This window comes from Saccharopolyspora phatthalungensis, assembly GCF_014203395.1.
GTDB lineage: Bacteria > Actinomycetota > Actinomycetes > Mycobacteriales > Pseudonocardiaceae > Saccharopolyspora > Saccharopolyspora phatthalungensis.
This window is the reverse complement of the sequence record NZ_JACHIW010000001.1, coordinates 5,649,719-5,672,232: the sequence shown is the minus strand read 5'-3', so window position 1 is coordinate 5,672,232 and position 22,514 is coordinate 5,649,719. Positions and strand designations below refer to the sequence as shown.

Sequence of the window (22,514 nt, the reverse complement as noted above, 5' to 3'; positions counted from 1 at the left end):
CGCGCTTGGCGGAATTCGCGCTGCCCGATCTCGGTGAGGGCCTGACGGAGGCGGAGGTCGTCCGCTGGCATGTCGCGGTCGGGGACCGGGTCGAGGCCGACCAGGTGGTTGTCGAGGTGGAGACCGCCAAAGCGGTCGTCGACGTGCCCTGTCCCCACGCGGGCGTTGTCGAGGCGCTGCACGGCGCGGCCGGTGACGTGCTGGCCGTGGGAGCGCCGCTGACCACGATCTCCTGCGATGACTCGACCCACGAGCAGCACCGGAGCGAGGAACGCGCCGGTTCGGGCCATGTGCTCGTCGGCTACGGCACTGGTAGCACGGCGCCGCGCCGACGCCGACGCGCCAACCCGGCGCATACCGAGCCACAAAAACCATCGGACGCGGGGTCGCGATTTAATGGCGCCGGTGCGCCGCGAGTTCTTTCGCCGATCGTGCGTCGGCTCGCCCGACAGCAAGGCGTCGATCTATCCAATGTGGATGGAAGCGGGCCGGGAGGCATTATCCTGCGCCGTGATGTGGAAGCCGCCGCAAATGCCGAACCGGTCCAGGCGGCTCAGCCGGACGGCGAGATCCGCACGCCGCTGCGCGGCCTGCGCGGCGCCGTTGCCGACAAGCTCACCCGCAGCCGCCGGGAGATCCCCGACGCCACCACCTGGGTGGACGTCGACGCGACCGGTCTGCTCGACGCCCGCGCAGTGCTCAAACAGCGCAGCGATGTCGGCCTGTTGTCGTTGATCGCCCGGTTCTGCATCGCCGGCCTGCGCCGTTTCCCGGAACTCAACGCCTCGGTGGACATCGAGCGCAACGAGATTGTCCAGTTCGGACACATCAACCTCGGCTTCGCCGCGCAGACCCCGCGCGGCCTGGTGGTTCCGGTGGTCCGCGACGCCCACCAGATGAGCACGGCACAGCTGTCCGAGGCGATCGCGCACCGCACCGGGCTGGCCCGAACGGGAGAACTCGAACCACAGCACCTGACCGGAGGGACGTTCACGCTCAACAACTACGGCGTGTTCGGCGTGGACGGCTCGACCCCGATCATCAACCACCCGGAGGCCGCGATCCTGGGCGTCGGCCGGATCATCGACAAACCGTGGGCGTTCAAGGGCGAACTAGCCCTCCGCAAGGTGACTCAACTTTCCCTCACCTTCGACCATCGGGTCTGCGACGGAGGCGCCGCGGGAGGATTCCTGCGCTATGTCGCGGACTGCGTCGAAAACCCGGTCGCGGTCCTAGCCGACCTCTGAGCCTGAGCCACACCGATCTTCCCAAGTTTAGGCAAAATCGGAGACCACCGCCCCCGGATCGGTTCGGTTCCGCGCGGCCCGACCTCACGACGGGTTGACAACGCCGGAATCGCGGCCTACCTTTCTCGCCAAGTCGTCTATACAACTAGTCATTTCGGTGCCCCCTCGCCGGGGCCGATGTGGAGGTGACAATGGCGTCGCAGCTGAAAGATGCTCGCTTCGAGCTGGTCGAGGTTCCCGAGCCGATGGGGCCGGTTAGCGTGACGGTCGACCGACGCAAGGTGCTCGACTACGCCTACAGCGAGGACGACTTCGGGTCCTGGTACTTCGACGACTCACCGTTCGGCGGCCCGGTCGGCCACCCGCTCGTGCTCGCCAACGATCTGCTGTTCCTCTTTTACGAGAACTACGACGGGAACACGGCGCAGGGCCTGCACACCCACGAGCACCTCACGTTCCACTCCCCCATCCCCGTGGGCGAGACGGTGACGATCGAGGGCGGCTACGTCGAGAAGTACGAGCGCCGTGGCCAGGGCTACGTCGTACTCGAAGCCGAAGCACGCGGGGCGGACGGGCGGCTGCTGGTGCGCCACGTCGGCAAGGAGATCATGCGCACCGTCGCGGGCGAGGTCGTCGGCAAGAGCCGGGCCGCGAACGACCAACGCCCGCGCACGGTACGAGGCACGGTCGACGCGAGCCTGCCCGTGGTCAGCCGGGCCCGGCTCGACGCCCCCGAGCACGCCGCCATCCCCACGCGGACAACGACATTCACCCAGGACCAGATGTCGGTCTTCTCCTGGGCCGGGCGCGGCTACGCCAACGTGCACACGCACCAGACCAAGGCAGCCGCTTCCGGGCTCGACCGCACGATCGTGCAGGCTCAGCAGCAAACCGGGCTCATCATCGCCAACCTGGTCGAGGTCTTCGGCGCGAGCTTTTTCACCTCCGGCGAACTCGACCTGCGCTTCGTTTCGCCCGCCTTCGTCGGGGACGAACTGACCACCGGCGGTGCCGTCGTCGGCGCCAGCGACGACCGGCTTGACCTGGAAGTCTGGGTGGACAAGTCCGACGGGACGCGCACCGCGCTCGGCTGGGCCTCCGCACGCGTCGAGGACGACCCGAATCGTCCGCATTCGTTGATCTGACCGGCCAGCCCCGCTTCCCCCTGCTCAACGAACTGCCTTCAGATCGACAAGGGAGTCATCATGGCAGAAACCTCCTCCACCGCGCCCCCCGCAACCGAGCGGGAACGTACCAAGCTGGCCCAGCGGGCCGCCGTCGCCAGCCTCGTCGGTACCGCGGTCGAGTGGTACGACTACTTCATCTTCGGCACCGCCTCCGCGCTGGTGTTCGGCAAATTGTTCTTCCCCAACAACGCGGATCCGATCATCGGAACGCTCTCTGCCTTCGCGGTCTTCGGCGTCGGCTTCGTCGCCCGCCCGGTGGGCGGCATCGTCTTCGGCCACTTCGGCGACAAATTCGGCCGGAAGGCCGCGCTCATCACCACCCTCATGATGATGGGAATCTCGACCTTCCTCATCGGCTTGCTACCCACGACCAAGGACATCGGGATCTGGGCCCCGACGCTGCTGGTCGTGCTCCGGCTCGTGCAAGGTTTCGGCGTCGGCGGGGAGTGGGGCGGCGCGTCGCTGGTCGCGGTCGAATACGCGCCCGAGAACAAACGTGGCGCATACGGCAGTTTCCCGCAGATCGGCAACGCCGTGGGTCTGGTCTTCTCCACGAGCATTTTCGCGCTCGTCTCACTGCTGCCCGACGATGCGCTGCTCTCGTGGGGCTGGCGCGTCCCATTCCTGCTCAGCGCCGTGCTCATCGCGGTCGGGCTGTTCATCCGTTTCAGGCTCACCGAGACACCCGCCTTCCAAGCCGCACAGGAACGGCTGGAGCAACAAAGCGCCGACGCCAAAGAGAAGATGCCGATCGCCGAACTGTTCCGGAAGTTCAAGCGGCCGCTGCTGCTCGCGATGGGCATGCGGTTCGGTGAGGCGGTCTTCGGCTACATCATCCTCACGATCGGCCTCACGTTCGCGACGAACTACACCAAGATCCCGCGCACGGACGTACTCCTCGCCAGCACGATCGCGGCTGCGCTGGCGATCTACACCTACTACTACTTCGGCAAGCTGTCCGACCGGATCGGCCGGCGCGCGGTCTTCATCATCGGCTCCGTAGTCGGAACCGTTGTCGCGTTCCCATTCTTCTGGATCCTCGACTCCGACTCCATCCTGCTGATGTACGTGATCTACGCCGTTGCCTACGCGATCGGAGTAGGCGCGGTCTACGGCGTCGAACCGGCGTTCTTCTCGGAGTTGTTCGGCACGAAGGTCCGCTACACCGGTATCTCGTTGGCAGCGCAGATCCCGAGCATCCTGATCGGCCTGTGGCCGCTCGCCTCGACGGCGCTGCTGGCCGCCACGCACGGAGATCCTTGGCCGATCGCCCTCATCACGGCGATCTCCACGCTGATCGGCTTGGCCTGCGCGGTCATGGCCCCCGAGACCAACAAGTCCGACATGGCGCGCATCGGCGAAGAGAGCGAGGAAGCCCGATGACCGACCCGTCCGAAAGCCCGTGGCGGGACCTGACCGATCCGCGTCGAGCCCTCAAGACCGAGGATCTGGAGGCGGGGCTCAAGGAGCCGGAGTTCGAGAACCTCGACATCCCCGAAAAGCTCGGCACCGCGCAAGTGGTCGTGGACGAGCACAAGATCAAGCGCTTCGCCTTTACCCACGACGACTACTCGCCCTGGCACCTGCACGAAAGCCCCTTCAACGGGCGACGAATCGGTCACGCGGCGTTGCTGGGCAATGACCTCGTCCAGCTCTTCACGCTCGTCTACGCCGCCAGCAAGGTCGTCGGCTACCACACCGAAGAACAGATGTGGTTCGACAACCCGGCCTTGCTGGACGAGATCGTCACGCTCACCGGAACCTACACGGAAGCCTACGAACGCCGTGGCGAGGGCTACGTCGTGATGGAGGCTCAGGCGACCGGCGAGGACGGCCGCAGTCTCGTCCGCCACCGCGGCGTCGAGATCCTCAAGACCACCCCCGGCGCGATCGGCGGGCGCGGCTCGGCGACGCCGAGCCGCCGGGTCACCGGCGAAGTGGACGACAACGCACGGGTCATCGAGACCGTGGACGCCGACGTCCGGGTCGGCGACGTGCTCGCGCCACTGCGCAAAACGATCACCGCCGAGCAGGCGGCCGTGTTCAGCCGCATCGGCGAATACGTCCGCAACATCCACAACGACATCGACGTGGCCCGCGCCGGTGGCCTGCGAGCGCCGATCGTGCAGGGCCAACAGCAGTTCGGGGTCCTCGCCCAGCTGCTCACCCTCCGATGTGGACCGAACTTCCTCACCTCGGGGTGGATGCGAGTCAAGTTCCTCGCACCGCTCGACGTCTTCGAGCAGTTCACCACGACCGGCGTGGTGACCGCCGTCACCCCCGTCGACGACGGTCACCACGTCGACATGGAGATCTGGGTACGCCGCGACTCGGACGGCCGTCTCATGACGGCCGGCTGGGCCAGCGCGACCGTGCCCGCGTCCTGACCGACCGCACCGACACAGAAAGCCGATCCGCTACATGAGCACTCCCAAGACCGGCGGCCAGCTCGTCGTTGACATGCTGCGCTCCTTCGGCGTCGAGTACGTCTTCGGCGTCGTCGGCGGCCAGACCCTCGCCATCACCGACGCGATCATCGACACCCCCGGGATCGAGGTCATTCACACCCGCCACGAGAACGCGGCCGCCGTGATGATGGATGCCTACGGACGACTCACCGGCAAGCCGGCCGCCTGCATCTCGACCACCGGCCCCGGCGCGACCAACCTCCTGACCGGCGTCGGCGGCGCCTACCGCGACTCCAGCCCCGGCTTTGTTCTCACCTGCAACAACAACGGCGAGAACATCCACAAGGACGACGCGCAGAACGCCGACCACGTCGAGCTCATCAAGCCGCTCGTCAAGTACTCCCGACTCGTGGCCCACGCCTCGTCGATCAAGCAGGCCATGGAAGAGGCCTACGTCAACGCGCTCACCGGCAACCCCGGCCCGGTGCACCTCGACTTCGCCCGCGACACCATCGAGGGCGAAGTCCTCAACCCGCCCAGCGTTCCCGAGGTGCACCCGAGCCAGCAGTGGGTCAGCGAGCGCCCCTCCGCCAACCCGGTCGCCCTCGCCCGGGTCGCCGAACGCGTGCTGAGTGCCGATCGGCCGGTCATCTGGCTGGGCAACGGCGGCAACCGCGCACGCGCCAGCGATGACGTGCTGGCCCTCGCCGACGCCCTCGGCATCCCCGTCGTCACGACCTTCAACGGCATCGGCTCGGTTCCGACGACCCATCCGCTCGTGTTCGGCGCTGTCAGCCGGATGGGCACCGCGCTGTCCGGCGAGGTCCTCGCCGATGCCGACGTCGTGCTCGCCCTCGGCAACAGCCTGAACGCCGTGTCGACGGGACGGTGGAAGCGCAAGCTGCCCGAGGTCATCCAGGTCGACGTCGACCCGACCATGATCGGCCGCTACTACTCCGAGGTCACCCAGGGGGTGGTGAGCGATCTCGGCTCGTTCGCCCGTGACCTCGTCGCGGCCGTCGGCGAGCGTGCCGAGAATGCCAGGCACGGGCGCGCGGAGTGGATCGCGTCGCTGCAAAAGGCGCGCACCGTGTGGTGGCAGGGCTCGGAGGTCCAGAACACCGAGGCCGAGGGAGACCTCTCACCGGCCGACATCGTGCGCACCCTCCGCGAGGTCTCGCCGGAAGAGACCCTGCTGATCCCCGACGCCGGAAACCCCGGTGTGTGGTCGTTCCTCTGGGAGATCACACGGCCCAACACCTACATCAAGCCGGTCGGCTTCGGCAACATGGGGTTCGCACTGCCCTCTGCGATCGCGGCGTCACTGATCGACCCTCGCCGCCCCGTACTCGCCATGATCGGAGACGGTTCGCTCGGCATGAGCCTCGGCGAGATCGAGACGCTCGCGCGCGTCGGCGGCAACGTCTGCATCGTCGTCCTCAACGACTCCAGCTACGGCAACATCCGGCAGGAACAGGAACTGCACTTCAACGGCCGTACGATCGGCGTCGACTTCGGACCCGTCGACTTCGGCATGGCGGCCCGCGCGATGGGAGTCGACGGCGAGGTGATCAACAGCCTGCCTAAGCTGCGCCGACGCGTCGCGGACGCCTTCGCCGCGGGTGCGCCGGTGGTCCTGGACGTGCGGATCGACCGCACCGTCAACGCGTGGACCTTCCCGTCGTTCGTCGCGCAGCAAACGAAGGAGGGATGACGAGGATGCCGGAAGCGACAACGGGGCCGCTCACCGGAGTGAAGGTCCTGGACCTCTCACGGTTCATCGCGGGGCCGCTGTGCACTCAGATCCTGGCCGACTTCGGCGCCGAGGTCGTCAAGATCGAGCGTCCCAGCGGGGAGGACTCCCGCCACCACGGGCCCTACCATCGGGACGAAAGCATCTACATGTTCCTGTACCACCGGAACAAGTACGACGCGAGCCTGGACACCCGCCACCCCGAAGCCCTCGGCATCCTCGAAAGGCTCATCGAGTGGGCGGATGTCGTGGTGGAGAACTACCGCCCGGGCACGATCGAGAAGATGGGCATCGGCTACGAGCGCATGAAGGAGCTCAACCCCGACATCGTCCTCGTGTCGGTCTCCGGCTTCGGCCAGACTGGACCGGACTCGCGTCGCGCCCTCTTCGACGCCATCTCGCAAGCGTCGTCCGGGCTCATGAGCATGACCGGTGAGCCCGACGGGAAGCCGACCTTAAGCGGCACCTACATCGCCGACTACACCACGGCCTACCAGGCCGCGATCGGTACCCTGCTGGCGATCCTGCACCGCGAACGCACGGGCGAAGGTCAACTCGTGGACGTCGCGTCGTTCGACACGATGTTTTCCGCCCTCGGCATCCGCCTCATCGCCCAGCTCATGCTCGACCTGGACATGCCGCGCAGCGGATCGCGTGACCTGCTGACGGCACCGGTCAACGTCTACGAGGCCGCGGACGGCCCGATCTACATCCAGGCGGGAACGGCCTCGCTGTTCCCCAAGCTCTGCGCGGTGATGAAGCGGCCGGACCTTACCGAGGACCCGCGCTTCGCCACCGTGCAGGGCAGGATGGAACACCAGGAATTCCTGGAGGGCGAGATCGGCGCGTGGGCGGCCACTCGCACGTCGGACGACATCGCGCACACGCTCGATGAGGCGGGCGTGCCGAACGCCAAGGTCGCCTCCGTCGCCGAGGTAGCGAAGTCACCGCAGATCGCCGCGCGTGACATGATCGTCGAGTCCGAACACCCGGAACTCGGAACCATTCGCATGCCCGGCAACCCGATCAAGATGGAAAAAACCCCGCCCACCGTCCGCAAAGCGCCGCCGCGGGTGGGCGAGGACAACGAGCACGTGTACCGGGCGATCCTGGGGATGTCCGACGAGGACCTGATCCGGCTACACCAAGCAGGAGCGATCTGATCATGGTGCGCGCACCCAGGTATCGGATCATCTACGACGACATCGTCTCGCAGATCCAGGCCGGCGCGCTGGCCCCGGCAGCGCAGCTGCCCGGCGAGAACGATCTCGCCAGGCAGTACGGGGTCAGCCGGATGACCGTGCGCCAAGCGCTCGATCTCCTGGGCTCCGAGAATTTCGTCGTGCGCAAGCAGGGCAGCGGCACCTTCGTCAGCGAGACCGCGAAACGCGGGCGTCGGCTCAACCGGCTGCGTTCCTTCGCCGACGAGATCGCGGGCACCTCCGGGGAGGTGTCGAGCCGGATCGTGCGTGCCGAGACGACGCGGGCGACTGCCGAGGTGGCCGAGGTCTTCGGCATCGCCAAGGGCGATGTGGTCAACCGCATCACCCGAGTGCGGTTGATCGGCAATACCGCCGCCGCCCTGCAAGATGCCTGGGTGCCGTACGCCGTGGCACCGTCGCTGTGCCGCGAGCCCTTGCTCGGCGGCTCCCTCTACCGGACGCTCAATGAGCGCTTCGGTGTCCAGTTGCGTTATGCCGACCAGTCCATGACCGGGGCCCTGCTCACCCTGGAGCAGGCCGCGATGCTCGGTACTGAGCAGGGAAGAGCCGTGCTCGAATCCCGCCGCACGACTTACGGTGGGGCCGGCGAGATCGTGGAGTTCACCACGAGCTGGACCCTGCCGGAGTTCCCCGTGCTGCTCCGGATCGATGCCGAATGAGCGCCCACGTCATCGCCGTCGACGTCGGCACCTCCGCCGTTCGCGCCGCTCTTGTGCACGCCGACGGGCACATAGTCTCCGCCAGCCACCTCCCGCGCGCGTCGAGCCTGGGCGGCGAGACCTTCGAAGCGGAGTCGTTGCACAAGGAGGTGCTGGCCGCGCTCGCCGGGCTGGCGGACCACCCTGTCCCGTCGGCGCTGGCGATCGCCGCGCACATCGGAACGGTCGCGGTCGCCGCCGACGTCGAACCCGTCGACCTGGGCGGCGGTTGGGCCGACTCCCGAGGCACTCACCAGCTCAGCGCCATCGACCACGCGACGGCGCAGCAAATCCTTCGGGCCTCAGGCCGTCCGGCTCTGACCGGAGGGGCACTCGCCTACCTGCTCGGCCTGGACCCGGGGCATGCCGTGCGCGTCGGCACCGTGCTTTCGCCCAAGGACTACCTGGTGGCACGGCTGACCGGGCGGCTCGCGACCGACACCATCAATGCCGCCTACACGCTGGCCGCTGACGTACGCCGACGCTCGTGGAACATTTCCGCGCTGGAACAACTCGGGCTGGAGCCGTCGTTGTTCCCGCCTCAGGTGGAACCGGTATCCGTCGTGGGTGAGCTGACTGCGGGGGCAGCCGCGGCCACCGGCCTGCCGGTCGGATTGCCCGTGGTGGCGGGCGGCCCGGACGGCTCCGTCGGCATCGGCCTGCTCCTGGGTACGGACCAGGATCTCATCGCCGATGTCGCGGGCACGACCGACGTCGTCGGTCGCCTGCTGCCGCGCGCCGCGGAGGCGCCCGATGGCGCGGTGCTCAACCCCTCGGTACTACCTGGGCGCTTCGTCGTCGGCGGAGCGACCGGCCTGACCGGTGGTGCGGTCGCACGATGGCGCTCCCTGGTGGGCTCGGTCGAGGACGCACGGCTCGCCGAGATCCCACCAGGCGCCAATGGACTCACCGTGATACCGACCATGACGGGTTCGCGCTTTCCGCGTTGGCGCCCCGGGTCGCGCGGCGCGGTACTCGGACAACGGCCCGAGCACGAGGCAGCGCATCTACTCCGAGCCGCCCAGGAAGCCGCGACGTTCACGGTGCGCGAAGGTCTCGATCTGCTCGACCCATCCGGACGGCTTCCGGTCGCCCTCGCCGGAGGCTCTGCCCGCAGCGCGCACGTCGCGCAGCTACGCGCCGACGCTCTGGCGCGCCCGCTCCTGGTCTCATCGGAGCCGGACGTGACCCTGCTCGGCGCGGCATCGCTGGCCTTCGCCGGATCCGGCGAAGCCACGGATCCGGACGAGCTACGGTCACGTCTGCTCGGCGGCGTGCGCGAGATCGAACCCGACGCGGCCCGCTCGGCGCGCTACGCGGAGCTCTACTCGGCCTGGCTGCGGACACGCGACACGATCGACGAAGCACAGGACTGACGGCTCGTTCCCCGGACCACGGCGATTTCAATGGAAACGCGCCGATATCCATTGAAATCGCCATCGGACCAGGGTGGAGGGCCGCCGGGAGCAGGTCCCGAGATGCGGTTTACGACCGTTCGGACTCGTATTTCTTCGTCATGTGCGCGATCGCCTCGTGCTGGGCCTGGGCGTAGCCGGCCCGGGTGGCACTGGCCCGATCCCTGGCGTCCAGTGTGGACTGTCGTTGCCCCTGGAAGGCGGGCATCACGTGCTGGGCGATCAGTTCGTAGGAGCGCTTCGTCGCCGCCGGGTTGGCCCAGTCGTGCGCCATCAGCAGCATCGCGCCGAAGCCGCCGGACTGGTCGACCAACCGCTGCACCTGCTCGGCCGCGTCTTCGACGGTGCCGATCACGCCGACGCCCGATTCGCGGATGAACGCGATCATCTCCCCGAGGTCGCCGCCTTCCACGTGCATCTGCGGGAAGGCCGCGATCTTCTGGAAGTAGTCGAACCAGCCCTCGATCCCGTGCTCGACGTCCCAGTACGCCTGCTCCCGCGTCTCGGCGACGTGCATCGGGCCGACCAGCCGCCACGCGCTGCGGTCCACCTCCCGCTCGAACGCCTCGGCGCGCTCGGTCATGATGCCCCAGTGGTGGCCCAGGGCGTCGAAACCGTCGGCGGTGAGGGTCGCGCCGATCGACAACAGCCCGATGCCGTGCCGCCCGGCCAGCCGTGGACCGGTCGGCGAGGCCACCGCGGCAACCGCCACGTCGAACAGGGGGTCGGAATAGGGGCGCAACTGCAGGCGGGCGTCGATGAGGTTGTGCGTGCGGGTCTGCGCCGTGACCGTTTCGCCTCGCAGGAGCCGCAACACGATGTCGATGTTCTCCTCGAGGAGTTCACGGGTGTCGGTCGGGTTCAGACCGATCATCGCCGAATCCGTGGGCAGCGAGCCCGGCCCGACACCGAGCATCACCCGGCCGCGGGTGAGGTGGTCCAGCAGCACCATCCGGTCGGCCACCCACAGCGGGTTGTGGTAGGCCAGCGAGATAACGCCGGTGCCGAGCTTGATGTGCCGGGTGCGTTCGGCCGCGGTGGCGATGAAGATCTCCGGCGAGGCGATGAGTTCGCTGCCCGCGGAGTGGTGTTCGCCGATCCACGCCTCGTCGTAGCCGAGCGCGTCGAGGTGCCCGACGAGTTCGAGATCGCGGTGCAGTGCCAGGGTGGGGTTCTGGCCTGCGGTGTGGAAGGGGGCCAGGAAAACACCGAAACGCAGCTTGCTCACGCCTACCTCCAGTGGACTGATGATCAGGCCCAGTGCACTAGTAGGGCTTTGTTACTTGTAGATCATCGTGTGGGATGATCTTGGGATGCTGCCGGCTGAGCTTGACGCTGTCCGTGACCGTTTGGAGGAATTCGCGGGTGAGGTGTTCACGTCGTTCGTCCGTAGTGAGCAGCGGGCGAATGGTGGGCTGTATCTGCGGGGGCTGATGCTGGACGGGCGGCGTAAGTCGATGCAGCCGATGGCCGAGCGGTTGGGGGTGGATCATCAGCGGTTGCAGCAGTTCATCACGTCCTCGACGTGGGATTATGCGGTGGTGCGGCGGCGGTTGGCGGCGCGGGCGGTGCAGGTGGTGTGCCCGGAGGCGTTCGTGCTGGATGACACCGGGCATCTCAAGGACGGCGAGGCCTCGCCGGGGGTGGCCCGGCAGTACACCGGCACGGCGGGCAAGGTCACCAACTGCCAGGTCGCGGTGAGCGTGCACGCGGTCACCGATGCCTGTTCGGCCGCGCTGGACTGGCGGTTGTTTCTCCCGCAGAGCTGGGATGATGAGTGCGCGACCGGCGCCGAGGCCGAACGCATCGCCGCCCGGCGGGCACGTTGCGGCATTCCTGAGGATCAGGGGTATCGCCCGAAGTGGCGGCTGGTGTTGGAGATGCTCGACGAACTGGCCGCCTGGGGGCACATTCCGCCGGTGGTGGTCGGTGATGCCGGCTACGGCGATAACGCGACCTTCCGGTGCGAACTGGGCGCACGAGGACTGCCGTATGTGATGGCCGTCAAGGCGGCCGCCACCGCTCATCCCGCAGACGCCGAGCCGGTGGCCGCGTCGTATTCCGGCCGGGGACGGCGGCCCGCACCCCGCTACCAGGACACGCCCGCCACGTTGCGGGATCTCGTGCTCGCCGCCGGACGCACGGGCCTGCGGTGGGTGACCTGGCGGCAGGGAACCAAGAAAACCCAGGGCAATCCCACCGCTGCGATGCGCTCTCGGTTCCTGGCCCTGCGGGTGCGGCCGGCCAACCGCGATATTCCCCGGGAGGCTGACGGCAGTCTGCCGGTGTGCTGGCTGCTGGTCGAATGGCCGCCCCGCGAGCCCGAACCCACCGACTACTGGATCTCCACCCTGCCCGAGGACACCCCGGTGCGTGAGCTGGTGAGGCTGGCCAAGATCCGGTGGCGCATCGAACACGACTACCGGGAACTCAAGACCGGGCTCGGGCTCACCCACTTCGAAGGGCGTTCCTTCACCGGCTGGCACCGCCACGTCACCCTCACCTCCGCCGCCCATCTGTTCCTCACCGAACTCCGGTTGACCAGCCCAAAAGCACCTGGGGCGGCCTGACTCTCTACAAGATCCTCCACGCCCTCCAGGTCCTGCTGGCCACCTGGACAGGCCGATGCCCCACCTGCCACCAGCAACCACCATGACCACCTAACAAAGTCCTACTAGAGTCCCCGCCGGTCCGCAATCGCCCGACTGGACACGCCGACCGGGGGGCGCGGGGTTCGGCGATTGCCCTTGAAATCGCCTACGGCATCGGCCGGGGCCCCGACTGCGGCCGGAATCCCCGCCAGAGATCGTCCATAGTGGATGATTGCGTGATCGAAACACACCCAGCGGTACTGAATCGAACCCGGAAACATCTTGCGACATGTGGTGAACACGAGTTTACTTGCTTGGTGAACACAAGTTCACTGTCGAGAGCGAGGAGCCCGATGAGCAGCGCCACGCCCGCTTCCCCGGCCGCACCAGGACGCTCGAAGATCGTCATAGCGGTGCTCGCATCGTGCGGGATCGCGGTGTCGTTGATGCAAACCCTGGTCGTACCGCTGCTCCCGGAATTCCCCAGACTCCTGGGTACGACGCCGTCCAACGCGGGCTGGCTGGTCACCGCGTCGCTGGTGGCGGGCTCGGTGTGCGCCCCGGTCGCCGGTCGGCTCGGCGACATGTACGGCAAGCGCCGGATGCTGCTGATTTCCCTGGCCATCATGGGGGTGGGCAGTGCGATCGGCGCCGTCAGCGACGACTTCGCCGCCGTGCTCGTCGGCCGGGTATTGCAGGGCGCGGCCGTCGGCGTGGTGCCGTTAGGCATCAGCATCATGCGCGACGAGTTACCCGAGCACCAGGTCGGCTCCGGGGTGGCGCTGATGAGCGCGACGCTGGGCATCGGCGGGGCGGTGGGATTACCGGTGACCGGGGTGGTCGCCGAGCGCCTGAACTGGCACTGGCTGTTCGCCGGCGCGGCCGTGTTCGCGATCATCGAGATGGTTTTGATTCTGCGGGTGGTGCCCGAGTCGCCCCTGCGCAGCGGCGGCCGGTTCGACTTCCTCGGCGCTGTCGGGCTCTCGGCGGCGCTGACCTGCCTGCTGCTGGCGATTTCCAAGGGCAACGAGTGGGGCTGGGCCGGCGGGGTAATCCTTGGCCTGGTCGCCGCGGCGGCGGTGCTGTTCGTCGTGTGGGGCCTCTATGAACTGCGTGTCGCCTCGCCGTTGGTGGACCTCCGGGTATCGGCGCGCCCCACGGTGCTGCTGACCAACATCGCCTCGGTGCTGGTGGGCATCGCGATGTTCGCCGGTTTCCTGGTGGGCTCGCAGATCATCCAGGCCCCGGCGGCCACCGGATACGGCTTCGGCCTGTCGCTGGTGGTGACCGGCCTGGTGCTGCTGCCGATCGGCGCCGCGATGGGCGTGTTCTCCCCCGTGTCGGCGCGGATCTCCCGTCGACGCGGGCCGCGGACCGCGCTGATTCTGGGCGGTGCGGTGCTGATGCTGGGTAACTTCGCGGGATCCCTCCTGCACGCTCCGCTGCCGCTGGTGGTGCTCAACCTGACCGTAGGCTCGATCGGCGGAGCGCTGTCCTACGGCGCGCTGCCGACGCTGATCATGCAGGCCGTGCCGCAGACCGAGACCGCCGCCGCGAACAGCTTGAACACCCTGGCCCGCTCGATCGGGACGGCCAGTTGCAGCGCCATCGTGGTCGCGCTGACTACCGGGTCGATAGTTCAGGTCTCCGGGGTGCACTATCCGTCGGTGTTCGCTTATTCCTCGGTGTTCCTGGTGGCCAGTGGGGCGGCGCTGCTTGCTGCGGTGATCGCCGCGGCGACCCCGAGCCCCCGTCGGTACGCGCCGGTGCCCGCTCGGGTGGCGACTCCGGTCGGACGGTCGCGCTAGCCTGACTGCATGTCCAGCACGGGGCCGGCCACCGCGGTCGGCGAGGACCAGCGGCGCGACGCGTGCGCCACCCGCGAAGCCATTCTCAAGGTGGCGCGTCGCCGCTTCTCGTTGTGCGGCTATGCCGACGTGACGCTGCGCGACATCGCGGCGGACGCGGAAGTCAGCGCGGCGCTGGTGGTGAAGTACTTCGGCAGCAAGGAAAGCCTGTTCGCCGAGGCATCGGGCTTCGAGCAGGACGCGGAGCGGCTCCTGGACTGCGAACTCCCTCACCTCGGCGAACACCTGGTCCGGACGTTGCTGGACTATCACGACCGCACCCAGGGCGACCCGCTGGTGCGGGCGGTGTTCACATCATCGCGACCGGCGGGCGCCCAGTTCCGCGCGAACTTCGAGCGCCAACTCGTGACCCGCCTGGCCAAGCGGCTGACGGGCCCGAAGGCCCGCCTCCGGGCGGAACTGGTCTGCAGCCACCTGATGGGCCTCGGGGCCGCCCGCCTGGTCCTGCGCACCAAAGCGATCAGCGCGGAGCCGAAGGAGAACCTGATCGCGATCACGGCACCGCTGCTTCAGACCTGGATCGACGGACCGCCGTAGCCGCGTCAGGGCCAAAGAACGACCGCACCCAACCGGAGAGACACTCGGCCAGGTAATGGCCGTGAGTACCTTGGGTTGCCATAGCGTCCCGAAGTACCCACGGGCCTTCACCAAGCCAAACCGACACCTGTGCCGACCACCAAACCAATGCCCATGCCGATCAGATCAGCGCTCGAACCGCCCAGCCTTGACCGCACGGACGAAAGCGAGTACGTCGACTCGCAGCCACGGGCCGTTCGGATCCTTCGAATCCCGCACTAAGCCTCGCGGCTCCGAGACCTCGACGCAGTTCCCGTTCACTCCGGTGTAACTGGACTTCTGCCAGCTAATCTCTTCCACAACCCGTTTCCTTCCACTGATCGATGGCATTGGCGATGAAGTTCGAGGTATCTTCCGCGCTCATTGCGATGCGTCCCAGCCATTCCACTGCCTTGCGGTACTCCTCGACATCATGTTCGGCAGGTATGAACGCACCAGAACTATGATGCTCGAAAGACCTGGATTGACGGCCCGCCGTAGCCGCCCCGGGGCTCCAGGACGACCGCACACAACCGGAGAGACTTGGCCAGGTAACGGCCGTGAGTACCTTGGGTTGCCATAGCGTCCCGAAGTACCCACGGGCCTTCACCAAGCCAAACCTATACTCGCGCCGATCCGATCAGCGCTCGAACCGCCCACTCTTAACCGCACGGACGAACGCGGGCACATCCACACGCAGCCACGGGCCGTTCGGATCCTTCGAATCCCGAACTAAGCCTCGCGGCTCCGAGACCTCGACGCAGTTCCCGTTCGGGCCTGTGTGACTGGACTTCTGCCAGGAATAGCTGATCATAGCTCACCTTTCCCATTTCGCTTTCGCTCTAATGACGAACTCGGCGGAGCCCTCTTGATCCATCGCCAAGTTTTCGATCTGCTGAACCGCACTGCGATATTCATTCACATCGTGCTCGGCCGGAACGAAGGCACCTGAGCTGTAGTGCTCGAAGTGAACTACCGATGATATGTCGTCGAACTCGTACAGCACGAACGGCCCCAGCAAGCCCGGGTGCCAACCGGCCCGCAACGGCACTATTCGGACGGCAACGTTGCTCCTACCAGCGAACTCAACAAGCTGGTCGAGCTGATCCAGCATCACCTCACGCGGTCCGATTGGCTCGAACAGCGCCGCCTCACCGATGAAAGCGTTGAAGCTCACCGGGTTCGTTCTCCGCGTGATGACTTCACGTCGGCTGGCGCTCAACATCACCCGAAGCTCTGTATCCGCCTCCGACAAACCGCTAGCTGTCTTGATGGCCCGGTTGTAGTCGAGAGTTTGGAGCAGACCTGGTACCAGCATCGGCGCCCACTCCGCGATCGCCGATGCCGCTCGCTCGCATTCGACCGCACCGGCCAGTTGTTGCGGGATACCGTTCAGACCGACGGTGAGCCAGTTCGGTTCGTGCACGTTGCGGGCCAGATCGAGGATGCGGTCCCGCTCCTCGGCCCGCACACGCAGCGTCGCGAGGATCGCAGCGACGGTTTCTATCCTCGGGACCCGCTTACCGGTCTCCCAGTTCGAGACCTGGACGTGGGTGTATTCGAGCATGCGCCCCAGTTCGCGAACCCCGATACCCGATGCTAGCCGGGCTTCCCGCAACGCAGACGACAGCGCCCTGGCACGTGGCGTGCCTACGGTAGCAGTCATGAAAACACATCCTATCGGCTTGTTGAGCCAGTTGATCACCCAATTTGAGGAGTAGTGGAGCTGTCGCGCTACCAGGCACTCTAGCCCCTGTTGAACGTTCGGTTGCAGTACCAACTTAGGGAAAGCCTTGACGCACAAAGAAATGGTCCCAGCAACGCACATCCGACCAGCGCCCGACACGCCGCGATGTGACCCGATGCGGTACTTCCAATATCGGCGCGGGATCGTGCCGGACTGGTGCCGGTTCGCCCACATCCGTTGCAACACAAGTGAATCTCTCGTCAGCTCGTGGTGCCGGCAACTCTTCCGGGGCGATGAAGTGGAAGCGTGCTCAGCACTAGACGCCCCGGAGCCCGGTCTGCCCAACGCGGCCCTGGCATGCTCCGACTGCATCGTGTCCTTCGCCTTCCGCGAATCCGGCGAAACTACGCTCGGCATTGACCCCACCGGCATTCCGGCGCGGATCGACACACCCGACCAAATGGTCTCGGCGATGCGATTGCTCCAAGAAGACCTGACCTACGAGGCCGACCGGATCCAGACCGGCGACGTGGGCACCTCGCGGCTCGGTCACTTGGCCACCGAAGTGGAGACGTTCGCCCAGGCGTTGCGGCGCTTCGGCTGGCTCGCTGCCCGCGAACTCCCGTGAGCTAGCGTGGTCGGACCGTTCGTTGACGGCGACATTTCGGTGTATTCGGCGCGCTCACCGCGCTGGTCGGCGCATACGGCATGTCCACCTTGGCCAGCCTCGGCGCGTTCATTGGGCTGTACTGGGCCACCGCGGCGGCATTCGTGGTTGTCGTGCTCGGCGCGGTGCTGCGTTTGGTCGGACTCACCATCTTCAAGCTGTTGCGCTACATCAAGGAAGAGAATCCTCAACGTCTTCGGCACGTCCTCGTCCGAGGCTCACAACACCCGTTGTAGGAATTCCTGGGTACGGCGTTGTTGCGGATCGTCGAGGACCTGGTTCGGCCGGCCCGATTCGACGACTTCGCCGTGATCGAGGAACACGACCGTGTCGGCGACTTCCCGAGCGAAGCCGATCTCGTGGGTAACGACCACCATCGTTTGGCCTGCCTCGGCCAAGTCGCGCATCGCCGCCAGCACCTCCCCCACCAGCTCCGGGTCCAGGGCGCTGGTCGGCTCGTCGAACAGCAGCAGCTTCGGCTCCATCGCAAGCGCGCGGGCGATGGCGATCCGCTGCTGTTGGCCGCCGGAGAGCTGCCGGGGGTAGGCGTCCTCGCGGTCGCCCAAGCCCACGCGACGAAGCTTCTCCCGGGCCCGCGATCGAGCTTCCTTTTTAGACAGGCCGAGCACGCCGACCGGCGCTTCGGTCAAGTTCTCCAGAACCGTCAGGTGGCCGAACAGGTTGAAGTGCTGGAACACCATGCCGATCTCGGCGCGCTGGCGGGCGATCGCCCGGTCGCCGAGCTCGTGCAGCCTGCCCGCGGATTCGCGGTAGCCCACCAGCACCCCGTCGACCTCGACGCGTCCGGCGTCGATCTTCTCCAGGTGGTTGATGCAGCGCAGCAGCGTGCTCTTGCCCGAGCCGGACGGTCCGATCACGCAGGTGACCTCGCCTTGCCGCACCGCGAGATCAACACCCCGCAATACCCGCGTCGGGCCGAAACTCTTGTGCAGATCCCGGATTCGGAGCATCACCGGGCTCCCTTCACCACGGCCCGGAACCGCTGCAACGGCGTCGGCGGCAGTTCCCGCCGACTGCCGCGCGCATAGTGGCGTTCGACGTAGTACTGACCCGCGGTCAGGATCGAGGTGACCACCAGGTACCAGACGGTCGCGACCAGCAGTAGCGGGATCACCACGTAATTGCGGTTGTAGATCAGCTGCACCGAATAAAGCAGGTCGTGCACGGCGATCACGCTGACGATCGAGGTTCCCTTCAACGTGCCGATGAGCATGTTGCCCGCCGGCGGGATGATCGCGCGCATCGCCTGTGGCAGCACGATCCGGCGCAACACCCGCAGTCTGGTCATGCCCAGCGCTTGCGCGGCTTCGGTCTGCCCGGCGTCGACGGACAGGATCCCGGCGCGCACCACTTCGCCGGCGTACGCGGCTTCGTGCAGCACTAGACCGATCACTGCCGTCGCGGTGCCGCCGATCAGGTTCACGGTGTCCACAGTGAACCAGGGACCGATGCTCAGCTTCGGGTACAGCGCCCCGATGTTGAACCAGAACAGCAACTGCACCAGCAGCGGGATGGAACGGAAAAGCCAAATGTAGAGCCAGCTCAGCCAGTTGAGCACGGGATTGCCGGACAGCCGCATGACGGCCAGGACGGTGCCCAGCGCGAAGCCGAGGAGCATGGTGACGGCGGTCAGCCACAGCGTCAGCCACAACCCGCTCAGCACGGCCGGGAGCGTGAAATAGGCTGCGACGACGGACCACTGGAAGTTCGGGTTCGTGGCCATCGAATACACCACGAGCGCGAATACCACCAGCGCCGCCGCAGCGGCGAGCCACCTGCCGGGATGCCTTGCGGGCACGGCCTGCGGCGGCGCAGCGGCGACGGCGGGCTCGGTGTCCGGCACCGCCTGCGGATACGAAGATCGGGTCATCGGACTTTCCTGTTGGCTGGAGGGAAAGCCTCGACGGTCCTGCCACGACCGCGACTTTTCGACGCGATCCGACCACCACCGTCTGTGAAGATAGCCGGGGCCGCCGCGACGGCAAAGCGCATCCCACAGGTTGATCGGCGTTGACACCACCCGTGGGCCGGGCGATTCTCGGGACGTGACCAGGCAACTGCGTTTGGTGAAACGCAACCACATCGACCTCGCACTGGTGTGGTCCGCCGCTTGTCGCGGCTGACGCCGTTCGCCTCGCCTCGCGCCGTCAGCCGCTTCAGCTGACCATTTTCCCTCCTCGCACGGGTATCGCCACCCCCACCACCACCGTGCCCGTTGCCGTTCCCCCGAAGGGTTTGCACCGAATGCTCACGCGTGTGAGAACGATCGTTGTGATGCTGGCCGCGGCCGGATTGCTCGCCGGCTGTGCGCCCGGCGCGGTCCCGACCGAAGCCGCACCCGGCCTGGACGCCACCGCCGACGTGGTCTCTTCGATTCGCAAGGACGAGGCGGCCGCGGCGCTGCTGCCGCCGGAGGTCCGGCAGGCCGGGGTGCTGACCTTCGGCAGTTCCGTCGGCGGCAGCCCGCCCGGAGCGTTCTACCTGCCCGACAACCGCACCGCGGTCGGACAGGACATCGACATTGCCGACGCCGTGGCCCGCGTTCTCGGCGTGCGCATCGACCGGCAGGACGCCGCGTTCGAGACGATCCTGCCCGCGCTGGGCAGTGGAAAGTACCAGGTCGGCACCGGCAACTTCGGGGTCACCGAGGTGCGCAAGAAGGCCATCGACTTCGTCACCTACATCGACGACGGCCAAGGCTTCGCGGTGCGCCAGGACAGCGATCTCGCGCCGGTCACCGACGTCACCCAGCTCTGCGGCCGGACGATCGGCACGGGTGCGGGCACCACGTTCGAGGCGACGCTGAACGCCGGCCAGCACCGCTGCGGCGAGATCGGCCGCCCGCCCTACCAGGTGCAGGTCTTCGCGGAGCAGAGCGCGCAGTACTCCGCACTTCAGCAGGGCAAGATCGACGTGCTCATGAGCACGATCAACGGCCTGCGCTACGCCACCAGCCAGCAGCCGAACCTGCGTTTCCTCAACGAGTTCCGGCGCCTCGACGTCGGTTTCGCGGTGGCGAAGGGCTCGCCGCTGGCGCCCGCGCTCCAGGCTGCCGTGAACAAGCTGATCGCGGATGGCAGCTACCAGCGCATCCTGCGCAAGTGGCGCACCACAGCCTCGGCGATCCAGACCTCCCAGATCAGCCCGCCGGAACTGCGCTGAACCCGCGTGCGGGGCGCCCCTGACCACGCCGGTCAAGGGTGCCCCGCACGCGGCATTAGGCGGAGCGGCCGAGGACCGTGGCGTGCGGAACGCCGTCGAGCGCCTTGCTGAACTGCTCGATCACGTCGGCCAGCGGCTCCGCGCTGTCCGGGTGGACGCTTAGCTGGTCGTCCACCGCCGAGATGTGCTTGTCCAGCAAGAAGAAGCTCTGCACCGCGTGGCGGGCGCCGAGCGAGTGCACCACCGGGCGCAGCGCGTAATCGATGGCGAGAACGTGCGCGGTGCTGCCGCCGGTGGCCAGCGGCAGCACCGCCTTGCCGGCGAAGCCGAACTGCGGCAGCAGGTCCAGAAACGCCTTGAGCAGGCCGGAATAGGCGGCCTTGTAGGTTGGGGTGGCCAGCACGATGCCATCGGCCTCGGCGACCCTGCCGATGGCGTCGGCGATCGCCGGGGCGCGGGTATCGGCACCGAGCAGCGCATCCGCGGGCAAGGTGCGGACGCGCAGGTGATCGACGTCGCGGCCGGACGTCGCGAGGCGCTGGGCGATGTGCTCGCCGACCCGTTCGGTCTTCGAAGTGCGCGAGGGGCTACCGGAAATGACGAGAACGCTGGACACACGTGCTCCCTGGGGCCGAGTTGGGGTCCGTTGTGGACTGTTGCGGGTCCGGGTCCGCGCTCAGCGGCGGGAAACCGGGCTGGCGGAGCGCCAGGGTCGACACGCTTGGGCGGACACGCGGCGGAGATCCACGTGTCGCCGCTTCGTGAACACCGGGAACATCACGAATCAATCGCAACAGAGCATCACCGGCATGTCAATCAGCGGCCCGCATTTCCCATCAGCCGGACGTTCACAGCGTGGCCGGGATCGCCAAGCCCGGCACCGACCCGTGGTTCTCGGCCATGGTTTGTGACCACAGTGGATGGTCAGCCCGCGAACAAGTCCGGCAATGGCCAGCGGCCCCGGTTCGGCACCGGGGTCGCCGCCGGGTAGCCGACCCGCATCAACAGCTGCGGCACCCCGGCGAGACCGAGTTCGTCGCGCAACCCGAAACGCACCCCGGAAAGCCGCAACGGCTGGGTCGTCACCGACGCGGCCAGGCCCAACCGGGCGGCCTCCAAGCAGGCCCGCCCGGCGGCCTCGCCGGGCGGGCCCGGCGGCCTCGCCGGCCAGCAGGTGGTCCCGCGCGCCGTCCGCCATCGTGCTGAAGACCAGCACCGACCCCGGCGCCAGCCACCGGGCGATCCGGTCCTGGTCGAGCCGATGGGTTCCGGAGGTCGCTAGGCCGACGGCGGGCAGCCCACGGTCCGACAACGAGTCTTCGATCTTCCCCTTGCCCGAAATCTTCTGGTCGTCCGAAAGCAGCCTCTCGTCCGAAATCGGCGCGATCCACGCGCCCAGCTCTCGCTGATAGCTCTTGTCGGTTTGGTCGGCCGCCGCGCAGACCAGCAGACGCGCCAGGGCGTGTTTCTCAGCTGGTCCGTCCACCCAGGTCGCTTGCGTGGTGGACGCGCACACCACGGCAGTGCGAGCCAGGTGCGGGATCGGCCGGTCGGTGATCGGCTGATCGGCGAAGGGGCGCCGGAAGCTCACCTGGCGGCCGATGGCCCGCTGGCGGTCTCGGTCGATCGCCGTCGCAGGGCTCCGGTGGCTACCGATCACCGTCGCTTCGCCGCCCGTGTGCTCGTCGTCGACCTGCCAGCGCACGTCGGTCGCCCAGCCGAGCCCGCGCATCGCGATCACCAGGTCCGCGACCGCCGAACCGCACGAGATCCGCCGGTCCCGGCCATCCGGATCCTGCTGGACCAGGTCGGGCGTCGAACGCATGCGCAGGATGGCGGTTCGTCCGTGCACCCGCAGCGACCAGGGCTGCTTGTAGTGCACCGAAGGCGCGCGGTGCACGGCCTCGGCCAGCATCGCCACCTCCTGCGGCGTCCACCGGCGTTCGCCGGGAGATTCGCTTGGGCGTCGGCGAAGCATCGGGAACCAATCCATGCGTTGATCACTTCCACGCGAGGGGTAAACAACCGAGAC

Annotated in this window: 23 protein-coding genes; 14 read left to right on the top strand and 9 right to left on the bottom strand. The window is 67.4% G+C overall.

Annotation, left to right across the window (positions count from 1 at the left end):
* Window positions 1-5: 5 nt before the first annotated feature.
* From BJ970_RS25960 to BJ970_RS25925, 8 genes are all read left to right on the top strand, one after another.
* A complete protein-coding gene (locus BJ970_RS25960) occupies window positions 6-1,247 on the top strand; it encodes a dihydrolipoamide acetyltransferase family protein (protein WP_221468228.1) in 1,242 nt (413 codons plus the stop codon).
* Window positions 1,248-1,438: 191 nt separating this feature from the next.
* Window positions 1,439-2,392: a MaoC/PaaZ C-terminal domain-containing protein gene (locus BJ970_RS25955; protein WP_184728620.1), complete on the top strand. Its 954-nt coding sequence runs from the start codon at window positions 1,439-1,441 to the stop codon at window positions 2,390-2,392.
* A gap of 60 nt (window positions 2,393-2,452) precedes the next feature.
* Window positions 2,453-3,817, top strand: coding sequence for an MFS transporter (locus BJ970_RS25950; RefSeq protein ID WP_184728619.1), 1,365 nt, complete (start codon window positions 2,453-2,455; stop codon window positions 3,815-3,817).
* Window positions 3,814-4,821: a MaoC family dehydratase gene (locus tag BJ970_RS25945; RefSeq protein WP_184728618.1), complete on the top strand. Its 1,008-nt coding sequence runs from the start codon at window positions 3,814-3,816 to the stop codon at window positions 4,819-4,821. The genes BJ970_RS25950 and BJ970_RS25945 overlap by 4 nt, the downstream gene beginning before the upstream one ends.
* 34 nt (window positions 4,822-4,855) lie before the next feature.
* The gene (locus BJ970_RS25940) at window positions 4,856-6,556 is read left to right on the top strand and encodes a thiamine pyrophosphate-binding protein (RefSeq protein ID WP_184728617.1); all 1,701 of its coding nucleotides are present in this window, start codon (window positions 4,856-4,858) and stop codon (window positions 6,554-6,556) included.
* Between the two features lie 5 nt (window positions 6,557-6,561).
* A complete protein-coding gene (locus BJ970_RS25935) occupies window positions 6,562-7,758 on the top strand; it encodes a CaiB/BaiF CoA transferase family protein (RefSeq protein WP_184729366.1) in 1,197 nt (398 codons plus the stop codon).
* Window positions 7,759-7,760: 2 nt separating this feature from the next.
* On the top strand, window positions 7,761-8,477 hold the full coding sequence (locus BJ970_RS25930) for a GntR family transcriptional regulator (protein WP_221467315.1): 717 nt from the start codon (window positions 7,761-7,763) through the stop codon (window positions 8,475-8,477).
* Entirely contained in the window at window positions 8,474-9,892 is a 1,419-nt protein-coding gene (locus BJ970_RS25925) for a xylulokinase (RefSeq protein ID WP_184728616.1), read from the top strand. Before BJ970_RS25930 ends, BJ970_RS25925 begins: the two co-directional genes overlap by 4 nt.
* 109 nt (window positions 9,893-10,001) lie before the next feature.
* Here BJ970_RS25925 and BJ970_RS25920 read toward each other — a convergent pair whose 3' ends face one another.
* Window positions 10,002-11,159 carry an LLM class flavin-dependent oxidoreductase gene (locus BJ970_RS25920; protein WP_184728615.1) on the bottom strand — a complete coding sequence of 386 codons (1,158 nt, stop codon included), beginning with the start codon at window positions 11,157-11,159 and terminating at the stop codon, window positions 10,002-10,004.
* An 85-nt stretch (window positions 11,160-11,244) separates the two neighbouring features.
* Between BJ970_RS25920 and BJ970_RS25915 the strand changes: the two genes are divergently transcribed.
* The 3 genes from BJ970_RS25915 to BJ970_RS25905 all read left to right on the top strand — a co-directional run bounded on the left by BJ970_RS25915 (window position 11,245) and on the right by BJ970_RS25905 (window position 14,927).
* A complete protein-coding gene (locus BJ970_RS25915) occupies window positions 11,245-12,501 on the top strand; it encodes an IS701 family transposase (protein ID WP_184726914.1) in 1,257 nt (418 codons plus the stop codon).
* A gap of 374 nt (window positions 12,502-12,875) precedes the next feature.
* Complete coding sequence (locus tag BJ970_RS25910; RefSeq protein ID WP_184728614.1) at window positions 12,876-14,330, top strand: MFS transporter; 1,455 nt, start codon at window positions 12,876-12,878, stop codon at window positions 14,328-14,330.
* 9 nt (window positions 14,331-14,339) lie between these two features.
* Window positions 14,340-14,927 (top strand): TetR/AcrR family transcriptional regulator, encoded by a 588-nt coding sequence (locus BJ970_RS25905; protein WP_184728613.1) that lies wholly within the window; start codon window positions 14,340-14,342, stop codon window positions 14,925-14,927.
* 165 nt (window positions 14,928-15,092) lie between these two features.
* On the opposite strand, the gene BJ970_RS25900 is transcribed toward BJ970_RS25905, so the two are convergent.
* The 3 genes from BJ970_RS25900 to BJ970_RS25890 all read right to left on the bottom strand — a co-directional run bounded on the left by BJ970_RS25900 (window position 15,093) and on the right by BJ970_RS25890 (window position 16,611).
* On the bottom strand, window positions 15,093-15,296 hold the full coding sequence (locus BJ970_RS25900; protein ID WP_184728612.1) for a DUF397 domain-containing protein: 204 nt from the start codon (window positions 15,294-15,296) through the stop codon (window positions 15,093-15,095).
* 289 nt (window positions 15,297-15,585) lie between these two features.
* Window positions 15,586-15,759 (bottom strand): DUF397 domain-containing protein, encoded by a 174-nt coding sequence (locus BJ970_RS25895; protein ID WP_184728611.1) that lies wholly within the window; start codon window positions 15,757-15,759, stop codon window positions 15,586-15,588.
* A 3-nt stretch (window positions 15,760-15,762) separates the two neighbouring features.
* Window positions 15,763-16,611: a helix-turn-helix domain-containing protein gene (locus tag BJ970_RS25890; RefSeq protein WP_184729364.1), complete on the bottom strand. Its 849-nt coding sequence runs from the start codon at window positions 16,609-16,611 to the stop codon at window positions 15,763-15,765.
* A gap of 394 nt (window positions 16,612-17,005) precedes the next feature.
* Between BJ970_RS25890 and BJ970_RS25885 the strand changes: the two genes are divergently transcribed.
* Window positions 17,006-17,260, top strand: a complete 255-nt coding sequence (locus BJ970_RS25885) for a hypothetical protein (RefSeq protein WP_184728610.1) — start codon at window positions 17,006-17,008, stop codon at window positions 17,258-17,260.
* An 80-nt stretch (window positions 17,261-17,340) separates the two neighbouring features.
* Window positions 17,341-17,535: a hypothetical protein gene (locus tag BJ970_RS25880; RefSeq protein ID WP_184728609.1), complete on the top strand. Its 195-nt coding sequence runs from the start codon at window positions 17,341-17,343 to the stop codon at window positions 17,533-17,535.
* On the opposite strand, the gene BJ970_RS25875 is transcribed toward BJ970_RS25880, so the two are convergent.
* On the bottom strand, window positions 17,518-18,270 hold the full coding sequence (locus BJ970_RS25875; protein WP_184729363.1) for an amino acid ABC transporter ATP-binding protein: 753 nt from the start codon (window positions 18,268-18,270) through the stop codon (window positions 17,518-17,520). The two genes, BJ970_RS25880 and BJ970_RS25875, sit on opposite strands and share 18 nt — an antisense overlap.
* A complete protein-coding gene (locus BJ970_RS25870; protein WP_184728608.1) occupies window positions 18,270-19,190 on the bottom strand; it encodes an amino acid ABC transporter permease in 921 nt (306 codons plus the stop codon). Before BJ970_RS25870 ends, BJ970_RS25875 begins: the two co-directional genes overlap by 1 nt.
* 386 nt (window positions 19,191-19,576) lie before the next feature.
* On the opposite strand from BJ970_RS25870, the gene BJ970_RS25865 reads away from it, so the two are divergent.
* Window positions 19,577-20,482 (top strand): ABC transporter substrate-binding protein, encoded by a 906-nt coding sequence (locus tag BJ970_RS25865; protein ID WP_312864410.1) that lies wholly within the window; start codon window positions 19,577-19,579, stop codon window positions 20,480-20,482.
* A gap of 55 nt (window positions 20,483-20,537) precedes the next feature.
* Here BJ970_RS25865 and ssuE read toward each other — a convergent pair whose 3' ends face one another.
* The 3 genes from ssuE to BJ970_RS25855 are packed head-to-tail and all read right to left on the bottom strand — an operon-like array spanning window position 20,538 to window position 22,475.
* Window positions 20,538-21,098 (bottom strand): NADPH-dependent FMN reductase, encoded by a 561-nt coding sequence (gene ssuE / locus BJ970_RS25860; RefSeq protein WP_184728606.1) that lies wholly within the window; start codon window positions 21,096-21,098, stop codon window positions 20,538-20,540.
* 60 nt (window positions 21,099-21,158) lie between these two features.
* Window positions 21,159-21,260: a putative leader peptide gene (locus tag BJ970_RS40195; protein WP_376775135.1), complete on the bottom strand. Its 102-nt coding sequence runs from the start codon at window positions 21,258-21,260 to the stop codon at window positions 21,159-21,161.
* Window positions 21,261-21,266: 6 nt separating this feature from the next.
* Window positions 21,267-22,475 (bottom strand): nitroreductase family protein, encoded by a 1,209-nt coding sequence (locus tag BJ970_RS25855; protein ID WP_184728605.1) that lies wholly within the window; start codon window positions 22,473-22,475, stop codon window positions 21,267-21,269.
* Window positions 22,476-22,514: the final 39 nt, after the last annotated feature.